Source organism: Mesorhizobium sp. M0145 (genome assembly GCF_040322355.1).
Lineage (GTDB): Bacteria > Pseudomonadota > Alphaproteobacteria > Rhizobiales > Rhizobiaceae > Mesorhizobium.
The window spans coordinates 73,221-93,863 of record NZ_JAMYTK010000015.1; the positions used below are offsets into that span (position 1 = coordinate 73,221).

Below are 20,643 nucleotides of genomic sequence, written 5' to 3' on the forward strand. Positions count from 1 at the left end.
GTGGCTGCAATAAAACCGTCATTGCCGGCCTATACTAACATCGGTCCAGCGCTTCGATTTCCGGCCGCCGGGCCGGGCGGCAGAGCGCCTGACAGCGGCCGGCAAGGCCTGTAAGCGGAGCAGCGCAAATGACCGAGATAAAACAGAATTCCCCGGCCAGGGACTGGCTGGAAGCGGAACTCGCCGACACGCTCGACGAAGATTATGAGCTGGAAATCTCGGAGCCGGCGCTGTCGATGGAGATCGCCAAGATCTACAAGAATGCGCATCCGCCATCGATCGACCGCCTGCAGTATTTTCGCAATCTCATCACGCTGCAATCCGAATTGATCAAGCTACAATCCTGGGTCGCCTATCACAAGAAGAAGCTCGTCGTGGTCTTCGAGGGCCGCGACTCGGCGGGCAAGGGTGGTGTTATCAAGCGCATCACCCAGAGGCTTAATCCGCGCATCTGCCGCGTCGCAGCACTTCCGGCGCCGACCGAGCGCGAGAAGTCGCAATGGTATTTCCAGCGCTACGTTCCGCATCTGCCGGCCGGCGGCGAGATCGTGCTGTTCGACCGCTCCTGGTACAACCGCTCGGGCGTCGAGCGGGTAATGGGCTTTGCCCAGCCGGATCAGGTCGAGGAGTTCTTCCGCGACGTTCCGGATTTCGAACGCATGCTGGTCCGCTCAGGCATTACGCTTGTCAAATACTGGTTTTCGATCACTGACGAGGAGCAGCAGATGCGCTTTTTGATGCGCATCCATGACCCGATGAAGCAATGGAAACTGTCGCCGATGGACCTCCAGTCGCGCGTGCGCTGGGAGCAGTACACCAAGGCCAAGGAAGAAACGTTCGCCCGCACCAATATCCCGGAAGCCCCGTGGTTCATCGTCGAGGGCAACGACAAGAAGCGGGCACGGCTGAACTGCATCGACCATCTCCTCAAGCAGATGCCCTATGAGGAGGTGCCGCACGAAGAGATCACACTGCCGGAGCGCGTCTTCAATCCCGAATACGAGCGCCAGGTACTGCCGCGCGAACTGTATGTGCCGGAGAAGTACTGACTAAAGCGGCGAGGAAGGCGGCGCCTCCATGGCGGCGCCCTGCAACAAGCTAGGTGCGCTCGATGATGACATGCGTGGCCTTCGGCGTCGCGACCTGCTCGCTGCAGCGATAGCCGAGCTTGGGCATGTCGATGCCGGCAAAAAGGCTCTCGCCGGCGCCTAGCAGGACCGGTGAGATCGCCAGATGCATTTCGTCGATGAGCTTTTCCTTGAGATATTGCCGGATCGTAGAAACGCCACCGCCCAGCCGTACATCCTTGCCGTCAACCACTGCTTTCGCCTTCTCCAGCGCTGAGTGGATGCCGTCGGTCACGAAATAGAAGGTCGTGCCGCCCTCCATGACAATGGGATCACGTGGATGGTGCGTGAGCACGAAGACCGGCACATGGTAGGGCGGGTTGTCACCCCACCAGCCTTTCCAGCTGTCATCCGGCCATTCGCCGCGGATCGGCCCAAACATGTTGCGGCCCAGGATCCACGCGCCGATATTTTTGAAGCTGCGCGCGGCGAACGCCTCGTCAGTGTCCGTGGTCCCGCCATCCTTGCCGAGGACCATCTTGCGGAAGGTGCGGGTGCCGAACATCCATTCGTGCAGGGCTTCCCCGCCAACACCCAGCGGGTTCTTCAGGTCTTGGTCGGGACCGGCGCCGAAGCCGTCGATCGACAAGGTGAAAGCGCTGACGCGAAGTTTGGACATGAGAGCCTCCTCGATAACCAATTGTGAGATGCAAGCAGTTATCGGGGTAGCTTAACTGATTGCATGTTGCAAGCGGTATTTTGAATCGCCGGCGGGGCAATCGCTTCCAAATCATGTTGGAATAACTAATCTCAATGTCGGCGCCGCCCGTCATCCGCCTGCCGGCAGCTTCTCCCTGTATAGTGACGGGGAGAAGGGGCTGGCCGCAACGTCGATATTTTTGCAACGCTGGAGATTGGTGAAATCTTTTACGAACGCGTCTTTCTCCCTGCCACTTTACGGCGAGAAATGCCCGGCAGGGCAACGAGGGGCAGCGTAAACTTGAAGCGATGTCCTGCGGCGTTCCATGTCGCGCTTTGGACGAACGAACACTACTCGATGTAGACGCTACAAAGGCGCATCACCCCTTGAGCATCGCCGCCACTTCGGGCGCAAAGTAGGTGAGAATCCCGTCGCAGCCGGCGCGCTTGAAGGCGAGCAGCGATTCCAGCATCGCCTTTTCGCCATCGATCCAGCCATTGGCGGCGGCGGCCTTGATCATCGAATATTCGCCCGAGACCTGATAGGCGAAGGTCGGCATCTGCAACTCGTCCTTGAGCCGCCGGATGATGTCGAGATAGGGCAGGCCGGGCTTGACCATCAGCATGTCGGCGCCCTCGGCGAGATCCTGCTCGGCCTCGCGCACCGCTTCGTCGGAATTGGCGTGGTCGATGTAATAGGTCTTCTTGTCGCCCTTGAGCAGGCCGGCGGTGCCGACCGCCTCACGATAGGGGCCGTAAAAGGCGGATGCGAACTTGGTCGCATAGGACATGATCGCCACATCCTGAAATCCATTGGCGTCGAGCGCATCGCGGATGGCACCGATCCGGCCGTCCATCATGTCCGAGGGGGCAATGATGTCGGCCCCCGCCGCCGCCTGGATGACTGCCGCCGCCGTCACCTGCTCCACCGTTTCATCATTGACGATAATGCCCTCGCGCAAGATGCCGTCATGGCCATGCGAGGTGAAAGGGTCAAGCGCGGCGTCGGTGATGATGCCGATCTCCGGCACCGCGTGCTTGATGGCGCGGGTGGCACGGTTGATGATGTTTTCCGGATCGAGGATATGCGAACCGGTCTGATCGCGCAGGCCGAGCTCGACATTGGGGAAAGTGGCGATCGCCGGAATGCCAAGTTTGGCCGCTCGCTCAGCCTCCTTGACGGCGAGGTCGAGCGACAGGCGGAACACGCCGGGCATGGCGGCGATCGGTTCGCGCAATTGTCTGCCGTCGACGACAAAGATCGGCCATATCAGATCGTCGACCGACAGCCGGTTCTCCTGGACAAGGCGGCGCGACCAATCGGCCTTGCGCATGCGCCGCAGCCGCCGGCTGCCGGTGATCTCGTCGACGCTGCGCGCGCCGGCAGGCTTTGCAGGGGTGAATTTGTTCATCGCAAAAACTCCGGATCGGGCGGCTTTTACCACGAGCCTGCGCTGCTGACCAATGCGACACGATTGTGCCAGCGGTCCTGTCGGGCGCTATTCTGGTTGGCCATTGCCCGACAGGATCTGCGCAGCACCCCGCATGGCGACGCGGAATGCCTCGTCGAAGCTGACGCCGCGCACTTGCCAATTGTAGCTCTTGCCATTCAAGGCAAGCCGCCAGTCGGCTATCCAGCCCAGTTCCTTGTCGCTCCAGACGATACTGCCGGCGAGCGCCTGGTCGGCTCCGGCCTTCCTGGCAAGCTGGTCCAGCGTCGTGATATCGGCATGGCGCAGGGCCTGGTCGTCAAGCTTCGAGGCCGACAGCAGCGACGCTTCGGGAAACACAATCCGCATGACCAGCGGACCGGTGGCATTGACGAAGGATTCGCGCATCGCCGCCCCGCGCTCATCGTCGGCGGTCAGCGCGAACTGCCTTGTGCCTTGCTCCGCCGCCAGGAAAATTGCCAGGCGTGGCCGCTCGCCAAGCCATGGTTTGCTGCCGAGCGTGGCAAGCACCGGATCGATAACGTCAGGCCTGTACAGACAAGTGAGATCATGCGGCCGGTCATGCGTGCCTTGTTCGTCATGGATTGGAATGCCTTCGAGACGGTCGCGATAGCGGAATTCGGCAACGAAGCTGCCGGCCTTGTCGCGCAGCGCCGCCATCTCAGTTTTCTTCGGCAGCCGCTGATCGCCGGACACACGAACCAGCACCGCATCGAGGCAGGCCTTGAAACCGATCTGCCTGTTGACCTCGCCCTGGCCGGTGACGATGGTCTGCGATTGATAGAGCTCGTCGACGGTTTCGGCCGATACGGGAGGAGTGTTCGCAGCGATCAGGCCGACCACCACAACAGCAAGGCGCGGCAACCAAGGCATGGTTCAACCTTCCGGTTCAAAGCGCCAGCATTAGCACTGGGTGACGCCGACGACCATGCAGCGGATTGGGCGCCGCCATTGACGCGGCCATGCGCCACGCTTTAGCACTTCACTCCCGGCGGGCGCGGGGAGGGATTCTCTGGCGATGGATTTTGGCGGAGGCGACGAGATTCGCTTCGAAAGATTGGGCAGGGCCGGCGTCGTCACGCTGACGCGGCCGCAGGCGCTCAATGCCGTAACCCACCGCATGGTCAAGGCGCTGGACAAGGCGCTGCGCAGTTGGGAGCGCGACGACGGCGTCGACGTTGTCGTCGTCAAGGCCGAGGGCAGGGCATTTTCGGCGGGCGGCGACATCCTCCACATCTACGAAGCCGGCCGCGCAGGAAGGCCTCCGGTCGATTTCTTCGCCGATGAATACCGGCTGAATGCCCGCATCGCCCGCTTCAAGAAACCCTATGTCGCGGTGATCGACGGCATCGTCATGGGCGGCGGCGTAGGTATCTCCTTCCATGGCTCGCAGCGAGTGCTGACCGAGAACGCCCAGTTTGCCATGCCCGAGGTCGGCATCGGCTTTTTCCCGGATGTCGGCGCCAGCCATCTGTTGCCGGATCTCGGCGGCAGCTTCGGCATGTATCTGGCGCTGACCGGCAACCGCATCCGCTATGGCGATGCTTTGTGGTCGGGCCTAGCCACCCATACGATCAAGGCGGAGGGCCAGGCCGGCTTCCTCGACCGTCTGGCGGAAAGCGGCGACCCGGAATCGGTGCTGCGCGGCTGCTTCGTCCCGGCCAGGCGCGAGACCGACAGGCCGACGCTGGAAGCCATCGCCCGGCATTTCGCGCAGCCGTCGCTGGCCGATATCGTCGCTAGCCTGGAGCGGGCAGCCGCTGCCGACGAGTTCGCGGCAAAGACGCTGGCCACCATCCGCACACGTTCACCGACCAGCTTGCATGTTGCATGGCGCCAGATCAGCGCCGGGCAGACGTTGTCGATGGACGAGTGCATGAAAATGGAGTTCCGTATCCTCAACCGCATGCTTGCCGGGCACGACTTCTATGAAGGTATCCGCGCCGCCATCATCGATAAAGGCTCGACGCCGCAATGGCGGCCGGCAGGCATCGATGACGTCAGCGCCGCCAACGTCGACGCCTATTTCGCACCGCTCGGCGAACGGGAACTGAAGCTGTGAGCGAGGTCGCCTCGAGACGCGTGGTGCTGCAGCCCTCGACGATCGAGGTCATCTTCGCCTGGTTCCAGCGCGTCATCGCCGGCTACTGTCTGCTGTTCGGCATCTTGTACTGGATCCGGCTGATCGGCTTTTACCCCGGCCCGTTGTGGCGCTTCGACCTGATGCCGGTGCACTGGCAGGTGGCGGCGGTGGTGCTGGCGGTGTTTTTTCCGTTCGCTGCCGCCGGCCTCTGGATGCTGGCGTCCTGGGGGCCGGTGATCTGGTTCATCTGCGCGGTGACCGAGTGCGTCATGTATGCCGGCTTCCCCGAGCTGTTCGGCCACCGGCCGCTGATCGTCGCCTCGCACCTTGCGGTGGCGCTGCTCTACATAGTGTTCCGCGTGGTGATCTGGATCCAGAAGCGGCAACCCCGGCGATAGCAATTCCGGCCAGGATCGTTGGCTAAATCTTTAGGTTAATTATCCTTGCTGGGGTGACCGTCCGTTAAGCCTCTTTCGAAACCCCTTACCGGTAAGCTCTTGTTAGCCTTGGCGTTTAAGTCGAATTTTATGAGTATTCGATAGTGTCGCGATCAAGGTGAAGAACAAAAAATCACCGGGCGACAAACGAGAGGCAAAGACAATGATCAATTCGCGTCCGGCGGCGAAGACCGCCAACGTATCCGATGACCGCCGCGAGGCGATCCGTTCGCTGTACATGGAATCGCTGCAGCTGGTCGAGCGGCTGCATCGCCGTCTGCTTGACGTGATCAAGGACGAATTCGACCGCAACGGTCGCTCCGACATCAACGCCATCCAGGCGCTGCTCCTGTTCAACATCGGCAATTCGGAGCTGACCGCCGGCGAACTGCGCTCGCGCGGCTATTATCTCGGCTCGAATGTCTCCTACAATCTGAAGAAGCTGGTCGATCTCGGCTTCATCAACCACCAGCGCTCGCGCATCGACCGCCGTTCGGTGCGGGTTTCGCTGACGCCGAAGGGCAATGAGGTGGCGGAAGTCGTCGCCGGCCTCTACGAGCGCCATGTCGGTTCGATCGAGCAGGTTGGCGGCATCAACACGGAAGAGTTCAAGCAGATGAACCGCGCCCTGCAGCGCCTGGATCGGTTCTGGAACGATACCATCGCCTACCGGATGTAATCGCATCCGCCGCATCAAGATCTGAAGCTGGACTACGGAAGTGCTGCCGCGGAGTCGACCAAAGGCCGGTGCCGAAAAGCACCGGTCTTGCCGTTTCGTCAGGCCGGCCGATCCAAATTCGAGCAACAGCCACGTTGCCGCCATATTCCAATGGAACCGAAGATGCGGGTGATGCTGGGGCCAAAGCCGTGCATTTGTCCTGTGCCCAAGTCACTTCCCCTGTGTTTTTACACCGAAGTGATGCGGGCCATGGTTGGCTAATTGTTAAGAAGCCAACTCTAGAGTGCGGGCGAGACCGCCCGGTGAGTGGAATTGTAGCAAGAATGTCTGGAACGTCCATGAGAACCAGCCGCCGTTTCTTCCTTTCAGGAGCCTCCGCGCTCGCAGCCGCTATCGTCGCCGGCCGCGCCAGTGCGCAGGATGTGATCGGGGATATCCTGAAATCCTCGGCCCGCGGCAACTGGGACGACCAGTTCGACGCCCGCCCCAGCCAGGGCGGCAAAGTGGCTTCGACGCTGCCGATCTTCAGCCTGCAGACCGTTTCGTTTACCGAGCAGGCGGTCGCGCAATACCAGAACATCGTCGCCCAGGGCGGCTGGGAGCCGGTTCCCGACACCAAGAAATTGCAGCTCGGCGTCGATGATCCCGACGTGGTCCCGCTGCGCAAGCGCCTGATGATTGCGGGCGATCTGGCGCAGAGCGCCGGCATTTCGACAGCCTTCGATTCCTATGTCGACTCGGCGGTCAAACGCTTCCAGGCGCGCCATGGCCTGCCTGCCGACGGGACGCTGGGCCAGTATTCTTATGCGGCGATGAATGTTTCGGCGCCAATTCGGCTCGGCCAGTTGCAGACCAATCTGCAGCGGCTGCGCGAGCGTGCCGGTACTCTAGGCAACCGTTACGTGCTGGTCGACATCCCGGGCGCACAGATCGAGGCGGTCGAGAACGATCGCGTCGTGCTGCGCCATACCGCGATCGTCGGCAAGATCGACCGCCAGACGCCGATCGTCAATTCCAAGATCAACGAGATCATCGTCAATCCCTACTGGAACGCGCCGGTCTCGATCGTGCGCAAGGACATCATTCCGCTGATGCGGAAGGACCCCAACTATCTCAAGGATAGCCACATCCGTCTGTTCGCACCGGATGGCAGCGAGGTTGATCCGCTGACCGTTGACTGGTCGACCGACGACGCCGAGAAGTACCGCTTCCGCCAGGATCCGGGCGCCGGCAACGCGATGGCCTCGGTCAAGATCAATTTCCCCAGCCCGGACGGCGTCTACATGCACGACACGCCGCAGCAGAGCCTGTTCGGCAAGCTGATGCGCTTCGATTCCTCTGGCTGCGTGCGGGTTCAGAACGTGCGCGACCTCGTCACCTGGATTCTGCGCGACACACCGGGCTGGGATCGCCAGCATTTCGAGGCGGCGATCAAGACCGGGGAGAACACGCCGGTGCAGGTCACCAATCCGGTGCCGGTTTATTTTCTCTACGTCTCGGCCTGGTCGACAGGGCCGGGCGTGGTCCAGTTCCGTGACGACATTTACGGCCTCGACGGGGCCAACGAGCTGCAGATCACATCCGCGCTCTAAGCAGCTGAGTTCATTTGCAAAAAGGCCGCCGGAAGGGCGGCCTTTTTTCGTTGCCGGGGTCTTTCGCGGAAAGCTTTGCTGGGCCGATTGCCGGAAAAAGGACGCGGCGCTGTAGTCGGAAATCGCATCATGCATGTCGCAATGTTCATTCTGGTCGTGCTCATCTTCGTCGCCGTTTCGGGCGCGCTGGTCCGGCTGGTGCGGGTGCCGCTGCCGGTACTGCAGATCGCCATCGGTGCAGCGCTCGCCTGGCCGGTGCGCGGCATGCATGTCGAGATCGATCCCGAGCTGTTCCTGCTGGTGTTCATCCCACCGCTGCTGTTCAGCGACGCCTATGGTGCGCCGAAGCGCGAACTGATCGCGCTGCGCGGGCCGATCCTCGACCTCGCCATCGGGCTGGTCTTCTTCACCATTGTCGGCTTCGGCTACGCTTTGCACTGGCTTGTCCCGAGCATCCCGCTCGTCGTCGCTTTCGCACTTGCTGCGGTGCTGTCCCCGACGGATGCGGTGGCCGTCTCCTCGATCGTCGACAAGAGCCTGGTCCCGGCCCGGCTGATGCACATCCTGGAGGGCGAGGCGCTGCTCAACGATGCGTCGGGCCTCGTGATGTTCCGCTTTGCGGTGGCAGCTGCCTTGACCGGCAGCTTCTCCTTCGTCGCGGCGTCCGTGACTTTCCTCTATGCCGTCGCTGCCGGCATCCTGGCCGGCGTGGCTGCCTTGTTCGTCGCCGCCAAGGCGCTGCAATTGCTGAACCGTATCGGCGGCGTGCCGGCCGAGGTGCAGGTGCTGGTCATGGTCCTGCTGCCGTTCATCGCCTATCTCGGCGCCGAGAATGTCGGCGCCTCGGGCATTCTGGCGGCGGTCACGGCCGGAGTGCTCACCGGCGGCTCCGGGATTTTCCGCTTTCTCGGCGTCTCGGCACGCATACAGACCGTATCGCTGTGGACGACGCTATCCTTCGTCTTCAACGGCGCGCTGTTCATCCTGCTCGGGTTGCAGCTTCCCGAAATCATCGGCAACGTGCCGCCTGAGCTCGGCAGCCGCTATCCGGTCATCCAGCCAATCGCCACGGTGGTCGCGCTGACACTATGCCTGATCGGGCTGCGCTTTCTGTGGATCTGGGTCGGCGACATCGCGACGCGCGTCTCAGCGCGATTACGCGAGCAGAAGGCCGAGCCGTTCGGGCTGCGCGTCCGGATCGCCGGCTCTGTTGCCGGCGTGCGCGGCGCCATCACGCTGGCCGGCATCCTGTCGCTGCCGCTCGCCATGCCGAATGGTTCGCCCTTTCCGGCGCGCGACGTGGTGATCTTCCTCGCCGCAGGCGTCATCATCTGCTCATTGCTCATTGCCAGCCTTGCCTTACCCAAGGTGGCACGAGGGCTGGTCGAGCCGGGCGAGGATCCTGGCGCTGCCGAGGAGCGTCTTGCGCGCGTGGGCGCGGCCAAGGCCGCCATCGCCCGCATCGAGAGCATGGCCGGCGCGACCGACGGCGATGAAGGGGAAACACCCGGCGCCCGGCTTGCCACCGCCGACAGCATCGTCGCCGGCTACCGTCGCCGCATCGCTGCCTCCGACGAAGCCGACGAGGCGCGCGCCGAGGCCCGCGAGGCCGGACGGCTGGAACTCGAATTGAGGCTGGCGGGCATTGAGGCCGAACGCGCAGCGGTTCGCGCAATGTTTCGCAGCGGCCGGATTAACGACCATACGATGCAGGCGCTGTTCACCGAGATCACGCTCACCGAGGCCCTGCTGAAGGGCCGGCAGGCAAGGAAATAGAGGCTGCCAGTCTCTCTGGCGCAATCCGGCCAGCAAATTTCGCGCTGCAAACGTGGCGGGCCGAAAGCAACTGTGTTAATGGCGCGACAGACTCCGAACCTTGAGGATTTCAGCCCATGGCAACAGCAGCGGCAGTGTCGAACAAATTCGAATCCTTTTTCGAAACCACGCTTGCCGATGCCGACCCCGAGATTTTCGGCGCAATCCGCAACGAACTCGGCCGCCAGCGCCACGAGATCGAGCTGATTGCCTCGGAAAATATCGTCTCGCGTGCCGTGCTCGAGGCACAGGGGTCGATCATGACCAACAAATATGCCGAGGGCTATCCGGGCAAGCGCTACTATGGCGGCTGCCAATTCGTCGATGTCGCCGAGGAACTGGCCATCGAACGCGCGAAAAAGCTGTTCGGCTGCAACTTCGCCAACGTCCAGCCGAATTCCGGTAGCCAGATGAACCAGGCGGTGTTCCTGGCGTTGCTGCAGCCCGGCGACACCTTCATGGGCCTCGACCTCAATTCCGGCGGACACCTGACACATGGCTCGCCGGTCAATATGAGCGGCAAATGGTTCAAGGTCGTCTCCTATGGCGTGCGCCGGGACGATCATCTGCTCGACATGGATGCGATCGAGAAGACCGCCCATGAGACCAGGCCGAAATTGATCCTGGCCGGCGGCACAGCCTATTCACGTGTCTGGGACTGGAAGCGTTTTCGCGAGATCGCCGATTCGATCGGTGCCTATCTGATGGTCGACATGGCCCACATCGCCGGCCTGGTCGCCGGCGGCATGCATCCGTCGCCGCTGCCGCATGCCCATGTGGTCACCACCACGACGCACAAATCGCTGCGCGGGCCGCGCGGCGGCATGATCCTTTGCAATGACGAGGATATTGCCAAGAAGATGAATTCGGCCGTCTTCCCCGGCCTGCAGGGCGGACCGCTGATGCATGTGATCGCCGCCAAGGCGGTGGCTCTGGGCGAGGCGCTGAAGCCGAGCTTCAAGATCTATGCGGAGAGCGTCGTCGCCAATGCCAAGGCGCTGGCCTCCAGTCTGCAGGAAACCGGTCTCGACATCGTCTCCGGCGGCACCGACAACCATCTGATGTTGGTCGACCTGCGTCCCAAGAACGCCACCGGCAAGCGCGCCGAGGCTGCCCTTGGCCGCGCCAACATCACCTGCAACAAGAACGGCATCCCCTTCGATCCGGAAAAGCCTTTCGTGACATCGGGCGTTCGGCTCGGCACGCCGGCCGGCACCACGCGCGGCTTCGGTCAGGCCGAGTTCCGCGAGATCGGCAAGCTGATCGCCGAAGTGCTGGATGGACTGAAGGTCGCCAATTCCGACGAAGGCAATGCGGCCGTCGAGGCAACCGCGAAGGCCAAGGTGGCGGCATTGACGGATCGTTTTCCGCTTTACCCGTATCTTGGTTGACGCAGGGCGTCGTTCCCCCAACTGTGACGGCGCCGATCAACTGGCCACGGTTGCATCTCGGAGACGCTTGATGATGATGCGAATTTTCCGTTTCACCAGTGTTGGCGCTGCCTTGCTCACCTTAGCGACCTCTCAGCTACTCGGCGCGGCGTTGGCGCAGACCGAGCCGACGCCGGCAGCACCCAAGACAGAGACCTTCGGCAGGTGGTCCACCACGGTGGACGAGGTCAACACCGGTGAGGATGTGCGCAAGACCTGCGCCGCCTCGACGGTCTTTTTCGACGCTAACGGCACCAGTGGCACCCTCACGCTGGCCATCTCGAATGGCGACGTACTGCCACCCGAGGGCTATCCGAGCCTCATCATCGCCGTGAGAAACAGTGACTTGCCCAAGGGGGACAACATCCCGGCGGTGTTCCGCGACGTCAACGACAAGATCAAGGCTGGTTTTCATATTATCGCCGACGGACAGTGGATGATGGACAACAAACCCGAGACCACGCTTGCCATACTGCGTGCCATGCGCCGTACCAGCGCCCTCGATGTCAGCTTCGCCGACAAGCCGGTCGCGACCATATCGATGGACGGCTTCACCAAGGCCTATCGCTATCTCGGCACGTCCTGCGGCTTCCCGACCGGCGACGTCGCTCCCTGATTGGCGTATTGCCGTCCAACTGATTGCCGCTCTCGCAATTTTCCTCGTGCCTCGCTATCTCTGAGGCGCGATCGGTCATCGGCCATACTTTGCCATCGTGGCAAAAACCTCTAAGCCGTTCGCACTACGAGAATCGCGAACCGAAGGCTCTCCATGCGCTGTCCCTACTGTCAGTCCGAAGATACGCAGGTGAAGGATTCGCGCCCTGCCGAAGACGGTGCAGCGATCCGCAGGCGGCGCGTCTGCCCGGATTGCGGCGGCCGCTTCACCACTTTCGAGCGCGTCCAATTGCGCGATCTCGTCGTGGTGAAGAAGTCTGGACGCAAGGTGCCGTTCGACCGCGACAAGTTGCTGCGCTCTGTCGAGATCGCGGTACGCAAGCGCAATGTCGACCCGGAACGTATCGACCGGGCGGTGACCGGCATCGTGCGCCAGCTCGAAAGCTCGGGCGAGACCGAGGTGGCCTCGGGGGAAGTCGGCCGGCTGGTCATGGAGGCGCTTAAGTCGCTCGATGATGTCGCCTATGTGCGCTTTGCCTCCGTCTACCGCAATTTCCGCGAGGCCAAGGATTTCCACGACGTGTTGGGCGAACTCAAAGGCGACGAGCTCAAAACCGACGAGCCCAAGGGCGAAGAGCTGAAGAGCGAAGAGGACGCCAGCTGAGCATGGCAGGGTCCGAACGCAGCACGGCTGAGCAAGAGGTCCTCGATCGCCGCTATATGGCGGCAGCCCTCAGGCTGTCGCGCAAGAATGCCGGGCGGACCTCGACCAACCCTTCCGTCGGCACGCTGATCGTGCGCGATGACGGCGACGGGCCGATGATCGTCGGCAGCGGTGTCACTGCCGTCGGTGGCCGGCCGCATGCCGAAACCGGGGCTTTGGCAGAGGCCGGCGAACTGGCGCGCGGCGCCACCGCCTATGTGACGCTGGAGCCCTGCGCTCATCACGGCCGCACGCCGCCTTGCGCCAATGCGCTGGTCAGTGCCGGCGTGGCGCGTGTGGTCGGCGCTGCCAGCGATCCGGACCCGCGTGTTTCCGGCAAGGGCTATGCAATCTTGCGTGCCGCCGGCGTCGAAGTGGTGGAAAAAGTGTTGGCGGCCGAGGCCGCGGAGCAGATGGCCGGCTATTTAATTCGATCTCTGAAAAAACGCCCGGAAGTGATCCTGAAACTTGCGCTTTCGAGCGACAACAAGATCGGCGTGAAAGGCGAGGGACAGGTCTCCATCACCGGCGATATCGCCCGACGCGAAGTCTATCTGATGCGCGCCGAAGCGGACGGCATATTGATCGGCATCGGCACCGCGCTGGAGGACGATCCGGCACTGACGGTGCGGCTGCCGGGACTTGAGAACCGTTCGCCGGCGCGCATCGTGCTCGACCGCCAGATCAGGCTGCCGGAGACCTCGAAACTGGTTTCCGGCGTCGACCGGGTCCCGCTCTATGTCGCCGCTTGTGCCGAGGCCGATCCACGTCGGCGGGCCGCGCTCGAACGCACCGGCGTGCGCTTCATCGGCACTGAGACGTATGAAGGCGATATTGCGTTGCCGGAACTGCTCGAGGATCTGGCGGCGCTCGGCATGGCCAGCGTGCTGGTCGAGGGCGGCGCCGAGGTGGCCAAGGCGTTCCTTGAGGAAGGCCTAGTCGACCGCATCGTGCTGTTTCAGGGGCCGGATGCGATCGGCGGGGACGGCATTGCATCGCCGGTCGATGCCAACCATATCTCGCCGGGGTTTCGTAAATTGCGCGACATGCGTTTCGGCGAAGACACGTATGCCGAATGGACAAGAGACATCTAGGACCGAACTGATGTTCACTGGGCCAAAGTAATGTTTACAGGAATTGTCACCGACGTCGGCACCGTTGCCGCCGTGAAGCCGCTCAGGGAAGGCGTCGGTTTGCGTATCGACACCGCTTACGATCCGCAGACCATTGCCATCGGCGCCTCGATTTCCTGCGGCGGCGTCTGCCTGACGGTGACGGGATTGCCGGAAGACGGCGCCAACGCACGCTGGTTCGAGGTCGAGGCCTGGGAAGAAGCACTCAGGCTGACGACCGCGATGGGCTGGAAATCCGGCACGCGCATCAACCTGGAGCGGGCTCTGAAGATCGGCGACGAGCTTGGCGGCCATATAGTGTCCGGCCATGTCGACGGCATGGCCGAGATCGTGGCGCGTAAGGAAGAGGGCGACGCCGTTCGCTTCACCCTGGAAGCACCGCGCGAGCTTGCCAAATTCATCGCCCCCAAGGGTTCCGTCGCGCTCGACGGCACTTCGCTCACCGTCAACAAGGTCGAGGGCACCCGCTTCGACGTGCTGTTGATCCACCATTCGCTGACCGTCACCACCTGGGGCGAGCGACAGGTCGGCGACCGCGTCAACCTCGAGATCGACACCATGGCCCGCTACGCGGCGCGACTGGTGGAGGCGGCGAAGGAGGGACTTTGAGGCGCTCGTCCATAAAGCCCATTCCCTGATGCGACCGCCGCCGAGTTGGCCTTGAAAGTTCCTTCGGCAATCTTCCGCTTGCGATCAAACCGGCTTCGGCCTAAGTCACCGGCGATCCCCGGAGACATCTATGGCAGGCACATCCCAACACGGCAAAGCGTTCATCCGTCCGAAGAAGAAGGCCCACCTTCTTGTCATCGAGGCGCGCTTTCACGACGACCTTGCCGACGCGTTGCTCGAAGGCGCGACAAAGGCCCTCGAGGAAGCGGGCGCGACATACGATGTCGTCACTGTTCCGGGCTCGCTCGAAATCCCGGCGGTGATTTCCTTCGCGCTCGACGGTGCCTCCGAAGGCGGGACGAACTATGACGGCTTCGTCGCCCTCGGCACGGTGGTCCGCGGCGACACCTATCATTTCGATATCGTCGCCAATGAATCCAGCCGTGCCCTGATGGACCTGTCCGTGCAGGATGCGGTCTGCATCGGCAACGGCATCCTGACCACCGAAAACGACGAACAGGCATGGACGCGAGCAAGACGTTCGGAAGGCGACAAGGGCGGCTTTGCCGCGCGTGCGGCGCTGACCATGATCGCCCTAAAGGAACAACTGGGAGAGCGATCGTGAGCGAACCCGCTTCGCCCGGCCAGCCTGCGGTTCGCCACGCCAACAAGCGCGGTGCTGCCCGTCTGGCGGCCGTGCAGGCGCTCTACCAGATGGATGTCGCCGGCAGCGGCGTGTTCGAGATCACCGCCGAGTACGAGGCGTTCAGGCTCGGCAAGGAAGTCGATGGCGCGCTCTATCGCGAAGCCGATGCGCAATGGTTTCGCGCCATTCTTGCCGGCGTTGTCGAGCACCAGAAGACCATCGATCCAGTCATCCGACAGGCGCTGACCGAGGACTGGCCTCTGTCGAGGCTCGATTCCACATTGCGCGCCATATTGCGCGCCGGCGTCTACGAGCTGATGCAGCGCGAGGACGTGCCGGTGGCGGTCATCGTCTCCGAATATGTCGACATCGCCAAGGCATTTTACGAGGAAGACGAGCCGAAACTGGTCAATGCGGTGCTTGATCGCGTGTCGCGCCGGGTGCGTGGCGAGGGCCGTGGCAAGGACGCCTCATGACTGCTATCGTCGCCGTTGGGGCGGGCAAGGAAGCGCGTCGCACCGCCTTCATCCTCGCAGCCTCGCAGGCGATCATCGGCTCGGCCGCACCCATCGCCATTTCCATGGGCGGATTGGCCGGGCAGTACCTGCTCGATGCTGACAAGTCGCTGGCAACCGCGCCGATCACCGGTTTCAATGTCGGCGTGGCGCTCGGTTCCCTGCCGGCCGCGGCGATCATCCGCCGGCTCGGCCAGCGCGACGGCTTCATGACCGGCACAGCGGTCACGGCGCTTGGCGGGCTGGTCGCCACGCTGGCGCTGTTTCATGCCAGCTTCTGGCTATTCGCTTTCGGCTTGGCCGTGATCGGCATCGGGGGCGCTTTCGTCCAGCAGTTCCGCTTTGCCGCCGCCGACAATGCGCCGCCTGAATTCAAGGCGCGTGCCATCTCCTTCGTGCTTGCCGGCGGCATCGTCACCGCCATACTCGGGCCGCAGATCGTCATCTTCACCGGCGATCTGTTCTCGCCGGTGAAGTTTGCCGGCTCGTTTGCGTCCATCCTGGTGCTGGCGGCGGTCGGCGCCGCCATTCTCTCTTTGTTGCGCATCCCGGCCAAGGCAACCGACAAGGTGGAAATCGCCGACAGCGACGCCCGCCCGCTCTCGGAAATCGTCACCAGGCCGCGCTTCGTCGCAGCGCTGTTTTGCGCCGTCGGCAGCTACGCACTGATGAGCTTCGTGATGACCGGCGCGCCGCTGGCCATGGTCGGCTGCGGCCTTTCGACCGACGACGCCACGCTCGGCATTTCCTGGCATGTGATGGCGATGTTCGCGCCGAGCTTCTTCACGGGGTCGCTGATCTATCGCTTCGGCGCGGAGCGGATCGTGGCCATCGGCCTGGTGCTGCTGATTGGCTGCGCCATAGTGGCGCTGTCAGGGTTGGCACTGTGGCAGTTCTGGACGGCGCTGATCCTGCTCGGCCTTGGCTGGAACTTCAGCTTCATCGGTGCCACCGCCATGGTGGCCGACAGCTACCAGTCATCCGAAAAAGGCAAGGTCCAGGGGTTCCACGATTTCGTCCTGTTCGGCTCCGTCGCCTTCGCCTCGCTGATGTCGGGCGCGGTCTACAATGCCTGGGGCTGGGAGATGCTGAACTGGATGATTTTCCCGGTCGTCGCGCTGTGCTTCGTGGCACTGGGCGTGTTGAAGATGACGGGCTTGCGTGCGGCCAACTGACGTCACGCTGTCGGGACGTCGCGGCAGCGGATTCACTCACATCTGAACAAAATTATTGCGCCCATCCCCCCTCTTATGAAACCGTGTACCCCGACGGGGCATCGAAGCCATGCTCATATGCGGCAGCCGTATTCCGGTTCACAGCAAGGGATTTGTGAGATGTTTTCAATCAAGGTTCTGGCCGGCGCTGTACTAGCGCTCGGAATTGCGTTGGCCTCGGCGAGTGCCCAGGTGGTGGTGTCGTCGAAGATCGACACCGAGGGCGGTGTGCTCGGCAATATCATCCAACTGGTGCTGAACGCCAATAATATCCAGACCACCGACCGCATCCAACTCGGCGGCACACCTGTGGTGCGCAAGGCGATTACAGCCGGCGAGATAGACATCTATCCGGAATACACCGGCAACGCCGCCTTCTTCTTCGAGAAGGCCGACGATCCGGTGTGGAAAGACGCCGCCAAGGCCTACGAGACTGCCAAGAAGCTCGACTACGACTCCAACAAGATCGTCTGGCTGTCACCGTCACCGGCCAACAACACCTGGGCGATCGCCCTGCGCAAGGAGGTCGCCGATACCAATAAGCTCGTCACTCTTTCCGACTTCGGCAAATATGTCTCGGGCGGCGGCAAGGTGGTGCTGGCGGCCTCCGCCGAGTTCGTCAATTCGGCGGCCGCGCTGCCCGCTTTCCAGAAGACCTATGGCTTCACGCTAAAGCCGGACCAGTTGATCACGCTGTCCGGCGGCGACACGGCGGCCACCATTGCCGCCGCAGCCAACCAGACTAACGGCGCCAACGCCGCCATGGTCTATGGCACCGACGGCGGCATCGCGCCCTCCGGCCTCATCGTGCTTGAGGACGACAAGGGTGTGCAGCCGGTCTACCAGCCGGCGCCGATCATCCGCGAGGCGGTGCTGAAGGAGCATCCCGAAATCGAGACGCTGCTGAAGCCGGTCTTCGCCAAGCTCGACCTTGTCACGCTGCAGGAGTTGAACGGCCGAGTGCAGGTCGGCGGCGAACCGGTCAAGGGCGTCGCCGAGGACTTTTTGAAAAAGAACGGCTTCCTCAAGTAAGGCGATTCCGGCGCGCCGCTTTCGAGGTGCGCCGGATCGGCCGATGGGGGAGGGCGTGCGCATCCGGTTCGACAAGCTCGGCGTGGTCATCGCGGCGATATCAGCCTATGCGGCTTTTGCGGCACCATTCGCCACGTTCCGCGCCAATCGCATCGTACCCGGCGAGGCGCGCTCGATCCTCGAATCTTTGCCTGCGATGGTCGGTCCGCTGTTGATGGCGATTGTCGTCGCAGCGGCGCTCATTGCGCTGCTGAAAACGCCGCTTGTTCTGCGCCTCGCCGCCAGTGTGGTTGCGCTTGCAGCGCTGGCGCTGCTGATCGGCGTCGCCGGCAGTTTCCTGACACCTGCCGGCAACACCTTCGCCCGTATCTCGCCGGCTTCGGGCTTTTGGCTGCTTATCTTCGCCTTCACGCTTCTGCTCGCCGACGTGCTTACTAGGCTGAACCTGTCGCCTCAGGCACGGATCGGCGTGCTTGTTGCCGCCGCAGCGGCGATCGGGCTGCTGCTCGTCTCGGGAAGCTGGAATAGCCTGTCGATCCTCAAGGAATATTTCAATCGCGCCGATAGTTTTTGGGCGGAAGGCTCCAAGCACGTGACGCTGGCGCTGGGTTCGCTGGCGGCAGCGGTGATTATCGGCCTGCCGCTCGGCATCCTCTGCCACCGCGTCGAGAAATTGCGGGCCGGTGTGCTCAACGTGCTGAACATCATCCAGACCATTCCTTCGATTGCGCTGTTCGGCCTCTTGATTGCACCGCTCGGCTGGGTCGCTTCGCATGTGCCGGGAGCTGCCGCGCTCGGCATTCGCGGCATCGGCACGGCGCCGGCTTTCGTCGCTTTGTTCCTCTATTCACTGCTGCCGGTAGTGGCCAACACCGTGGTCGGCCTCGCCGGTGTGCCGCGTGCCGCCAACGACGCAGCGCGCGGCATGGGCATGACCGACCGCCAGCGGCTGTTCGGCGTCGAGTTTCCGCTGGCTTTCCCGGTGATCCTCACCGGCATCCGCATCGTGCTGGTGCAGAATATCGGCCTCGCCACGATTGCCGCGTTGATCGGCGGCGGCGGCTTTGGCGTGTTCGTATTCCAGGGGGTCGGCCAGACGGCGATGGACCTGGTGCTGCTCGGTGCTGTTCCCACGGTGGTGCTGGCCTTCGCCGCTGCCATCATCCTCGATGCAGTGATCGAAATGAGCGCCAGCAAGCGCAGGGTTGAAACGGCATGATCGAGATCGAAGGCATCACCAAGCGCTACGGCGAGACGACAGTCGTCGACGACGTGTCGATAGTAATCGAGCCGCGCAGCATCGCCGTCATCGTCGGCACCTCCGGCTCCGGCAAGACGACGCTGCTTCGCATGATCAACCGGCTGGTCGAGCCGACATCGGGCGTGATCAAGCTCGACGGCGTCGATAACCGCTCGGTCCCGGATTATGAGCTGCGTCGCAGCATCGGCTATGCCATCCAGGGCCACGGCCTGTTTCCGCATCGCACGGTGGCGCAGAACATCGCCACTGTGCCGGTATTGCTCGGCTGGGGCGCCAACCGCATCAAGGCCCGCGTCGACGAGCTGATGACGCTATACCAGCTCGACCCGCAAGCCTACGGGCCACGCTATCCGCATGAGCTTTCCGGCGGTCAGCAGCAGCGCGTCGGCGTCGCCCGGGCGCTTGCCGCGGAACCCAACGTGCTGTTGATGGATGAGCCGTTCGGTGCGCTCGATCCGATCATCCGCAACAAGGCGCAGGAGGATCTGCTGGCGATCCAGAAACGCTTCGGCACCACCATCATCCTAGTCACCCATGACATGGAAGAGGCCGTTCACATGGGCGACAAGATCGCGGTGATGGATGGCGGCAAAGTAGTGCAATATGCCGCGCCGGCCGAGATACTGGCGAAACCGGCCAGCGCGTTTGTCGAGACCCTGGTTGGCGCCAGCGAAAAACCGTTCCGGCTGTTGTCGCTTGGCCGGGTGCGCGACGCGGTGGAAAAAGGCACGGCCGAAGGCGAGGCGATCCCCGGTGACGCCAGCCAACGCGACGCGTTGGCCGAACTCCTGTGGTCGGGCCGCCCGGCACTTCCGGTGAAAGATTCTGACGGCAAATCGCTTGGCCGCGTCACTGTAGACGGGCTGGTTAAGCGCGCGGCGAGGCCGGCATGAAAGCCTGGCTTCCGTCGCTGCTCAGGCTGGCCTTGGTAGTAGTGCTTATTGCCTTCGTCGCCAATCCCGGCTGGTTCGAACCGCTGCTGAAGCCGCTGACAGAGAACAACGCGCCGGTAATCTACAATCAGGGCAGCCTTTTGACGTTGACGCTGCTGCATCTGCGGACCGTGCTGATCGCGACGGTTGCCGCGACGATCGTTGCGGTCGCGCTCGCCATTCTGGTCACCAGGCCAGCCGGCGCCGAATTCCTGCCGCTGTCGCGCAGTCTGGTCAATATAGGCCAGACCTTTCCGCCGGTGGCGGTGCTGGCGCTTGCCGTGCCGGCGGTCGGCTTCGGCGAAAAGCCGACGCTGATTGCGCTGTTTCTCTACGGACTGCTGCCGATCTTTGAGAATGCGCTGACCGGCCTGACGACGCTGCCGGCCAACGTAGTCGAGGCGGCGCGTGGCGCCGGCATGACCGGCTGGCAAAGACTGGTCAAGGTCGAGCTGCCGCTCAGCGCGCCGATCATTCTCGGTGGTATCCGGCTGTCGGTGGTGATCAGCCTTGCCACCGCGACCATCGGCTCGACGGTAGCGGCGAGGACACTGGGCGAGGTGATCATCGCAGGCCTGCTGTCGAACAACCTCGCCTTCATCCTGCAGGGTGGCCTGATCGTCGCCGCCCTTGCCGTGCTGATCTATGACGGGCTGTCGGCGGTCGAGCGCTATACCGCCCGGCGCATGGGACGCGAGCCCGAGTAGCGTCTCGGGGCGAAGTTCGCTCT

Annotated in this window: 21 protein-coding genes; 18 read left to right on the forward strand and 3 right to left on the reverse strand. The window is 62.9% G+C overall.

The annotated features are described in order from the left end of the window. The first annotated feature begins 128 nt into the window (after positions 1 to 128). Positions 129 to 1,049: a polyphosphate kinase 2 gene (ppk2, locus tag NKJ28_RS21035; RefSeq protein WP_352575879.1), complete on the forward strand. Its 921-nt coding sequence runs from the start codon at positions 129 to 131 to the stop codon at positions 1,047 to 1,049. A 49-nt stretch (positions 1,050 to 1,098) separates the two neighbouring features. On the opposite strand, the gene NKJ28_RS21040 is transcribed toward ppk2, so the two are convergent. The 3 genes from NKJ28_RS21040 to NKJ28_RS21050 all read right to left on the reverse strand — a co-directional run bounded on the left by NKJ28_RS21040 (position 1,099) and on the right by NKJ28_RS21050 (position 4,090). Beyond that, positions 1,099 to 1,746, reverse strand: a complete 648-nt coding sequence (locus NKJ28_RS21040) for a dihydrofolate reductase family protein (RefSeq protein WP_352571472.1) — start codon at positions 1,744 to 1,746, stop codon at positions 1,099 to 1,101. Between the two features lie 400 nt (positions 1,747 to 2,146). Further along, on the reverse strand, positions 2,147 to 3,178 hold the full coding sequence (gene hemB, locus NKJ28_RS21045; protein ID WP_352636854.1) for a porphobilinogen synthase: 1,032 nt from the start codon (positions 3,176 to 3,178) through the stop codon (positions 2,147 to 2,149). Between the two features lie 87 nt (positions 3,179 to 3,265). Next, a complete protein-coding gene (locus NKJ28_RS21050; protein ID WP_352636855.1) occupies positions 3,266 to 4,090 on the reverse strand; it encodes a DUF8605 domain-containing protein in 825 nt (274 codons plus the stop codon). A gap of 145 nt (positions 4,091 to 4,235) precedes the next feature. On the opposite strand from NKJ28_RS21050, the gene NKJ28_RS21055 reads away from it, so the two are divergent. The 17 genes from NKJ28_RS21055 to NKJ28_RS21135 all read left to right on the forward strand — a co-directional run bounded on the left by NKJ28_RS21055 (position 4,236) and on the right by NKJ28_RS21135 (position 20,620). After that, complete coding sequence (locus NKJ28_RS21055) at positions 4,236 to 5,279, forward strand: enoyl-CoA hydratase/isomerase family protein (protein WP_023674484.1); 1,044 nt, start codon at positions 4,236 to 4,238, stop codon at positions 5,277 to 5,279. Next, a complete protein-coding gene (locus NKJ28_RS21060; RefSeq protein WP_023674485.1) occupies positions 5,276 to 5,698 on the forward strand; it encodes a DUF6163 family protein in 423 nt (140 codons plus the stop codon). The genes NKJ28_RS21055 and NKJ28_RS21060 overlap by 4 nt, the downstream gene beginning before the upstream one ends. Positions 5,699 to 5,900: 202 nt before the next feature. Then, positions 5,901 to 6,416, forward strand: coding sequence for a transcriptional regulator LdtR (gene ldtR, locus NKJ28_RS21065; RefSeq protein ID WP_023674486.1), 516 nt, complete (start codon positions 5,901 to 5,903; stop codon positions 6,414 to 6,416). 338 nt (positions 6,417 to 6,754) lie between these two features. Beyond that, a complete protein-coding gene (locus NKJ28_RS21070; RefSeq protein WP_352636856.1) occupies positions 6,755 to 8,008 on the forward strand; it encodes a L,D-transpeptidase family protein in 1,254 nt (417 codons plus the stop codon). A gap of 129 nt (positions 8,009 to 8,137) precedes the next feature. Continuing rightward, positions 8,138 to 9,784, forward strand: coding sequence for a Na+/H+ antiporter (locus tag NKJ28_RS21075; RefSeq protein ID WP_352636857.1), 1,647 nt, complete (start codon positions 8,138 to 8,140; stop codon positions 9,782 to 9,784). Between the two features lie 116 nt (positions 9,785 to 9,900). Further along, entirely contained in the window at positions 9,901 to 11,214 is a 1,314-nt protein-coding gene (gene glyA / locus NKJ28_RS21080; protein ID WP_352571468.1) for a serine hydroxymethyltransferase, read from the forward strand. Positions 11,215 to 11,290: 76 nt separating this feature from the next. Then, a complete protein-coding gene (locus NKJ28_RS21085; protein ID WP_502896681.1) occupies positions 11,291 to 11,869 on the forward strand; it encodes an invasion associated locus B family protein in 579 nt (192 codons plus the stop codon). A 153-nt stretch (positions 11,870 to 12,022) separates the two neighbouring features. Continuing rightward, the gene (gene nrdR / locus NKJ28_RS21090) at positions 12,023 to 12,532 is read left to right on the forward strand and encodes a transcriptional regulator NrdR (protein ID WP_352571467.1); all 510 of its coding nucleotides are present in this window, start codon (positions 12,023 to 12,025) and stop codon (positions 12,530 to 12,532) included. A 2-nt stretch (positions 12,533 to 12,534) separates the two neighbouring features. Next, positions 12,535 to 13,665: a bifunctional diaminohydroxyphosphoribosylaminopyrimidine deaminase/5-amino-6-(5-phosphoribosylamino)uracil reductase RibD gene (gene ribD, locus NKJ28_RS21095; protein WP_352571466.1), complete on the forward strand. Its 1,131-nt coding sequence runs from the start codon at positions 12,535 to 12,537 to the stop codon at positions 13,663 to 13,665. 30 nt (positions 13,666 to 13,695) lie between these two features. Beyond that, entirely contained in the window at positions 13,696 to 14,313 is a 618-nt protein-coding gene (locus NKJ28_RS21100) for a riboflavin synthase (protein WP_352449304.1), read from the forward strand. Between the two features lie 130 nt (positions 14,314 to 14,443). Beyond that, positions 14,444 to 14,938 carry a 6,7-dimethyl-8-ribityllumazine synthase gene (ribH, locus tag NKJ28_RS21105; RefSeq protein WP_352456583.1) on the forward strand — a complete coding sequence of 165 codons (495 nt, stop codon included), beginning with the start codon at positions 14,444 to 14,446 and terminating at the stop codon, positions 14,936 to 14,938. After that, positions 14,935 to 15,435: a transcription antitermination factor NusB gene (gene nusB, locus NKJ28_RS21110; RefSeq protein WP_352449306.1), complete on the forward strand. Its 501-nt coding sequence runs from the start codon at positions 14,935 to 14,937 to the stop codon at positions 15,433 to 15,435. Before ribH ends, nusB begins: the two co-directional genes overlap by 4 nt. Then, positions 15,432 to 16,649: an MFS transporter gene (locus NKJ28_RS21115; RefSeq protein WP_352622820.1), complete on the forward strand. Its 1,218-nt coding sequence runs from the start codon at positions 15,432 to 15,434 to the stop codon at positions 16,647 to 16,649. The genes nusB and NKJ28_RS21115 overlap by 4 nt, the downstream gene beginning before the upstream one ends. 159 nt (positions 16,650 to 16,808) lie before the next feature. After that, complete coding sequence (gene osmF / locus NKJ28_RS21120; RefSeq protein WP_352636858.1) at positions 16,809 to 17,720, forward strand: glycine betaine ABC transporter substrate-binding protein OsmF; 912 nt, start codon at positions 16,809 to 16,811, stop codon at positions 17,718 to 17,720. A 43-nt stretch (positions 17,721 to 17,763) separates the two neighbouring features. After that, positions 17,764 to 18,939 carry an ABC transporter permease gene (locus NKJ28_RS21125; protein WP_031211170.1) on the forward strand — a complete coding sequence of 392 codons (1,176 nt, stop codon included), beginning with the start codon at positions 17,764 to 17,766 and terminating at the stop codon, positions 18,937 to 18,939. Continuing rightward, on the forward strand, positions 18,936 to 19,874 hold the full coding sequence (locus NKJ28_RS21130; RefSeq protein WP_023674500.1) for an ABC transporter ATP-binding protein: 939 nt from the start codon (positions 18,936 to 18,938) through the stop codon (positions 19,872 to 19,874). The genes NKJ28_RS21125 and NKJ28_RS21130 overlap by 4 nt, the downstream gene beginning before the upstream one ends. Next, complete coding sequence (locus tag NKJ28_RS21135) at positions 19,871 to 20,620, forward strand: ABC transporter permease (RefSeq protein ID WP_352636859.1); 750 nt, start codon at positions 19,871 to 19,873, stop codon at positions 20,618 to 20,620. Before NKJ28_RS21130 ends, NKJ28_RS21135 begins: the two co-directional genes overlap by 4 nt. The last annotated feature ends 23 nt before the right edge of the window (positions 20,621 to 20,643 follow it).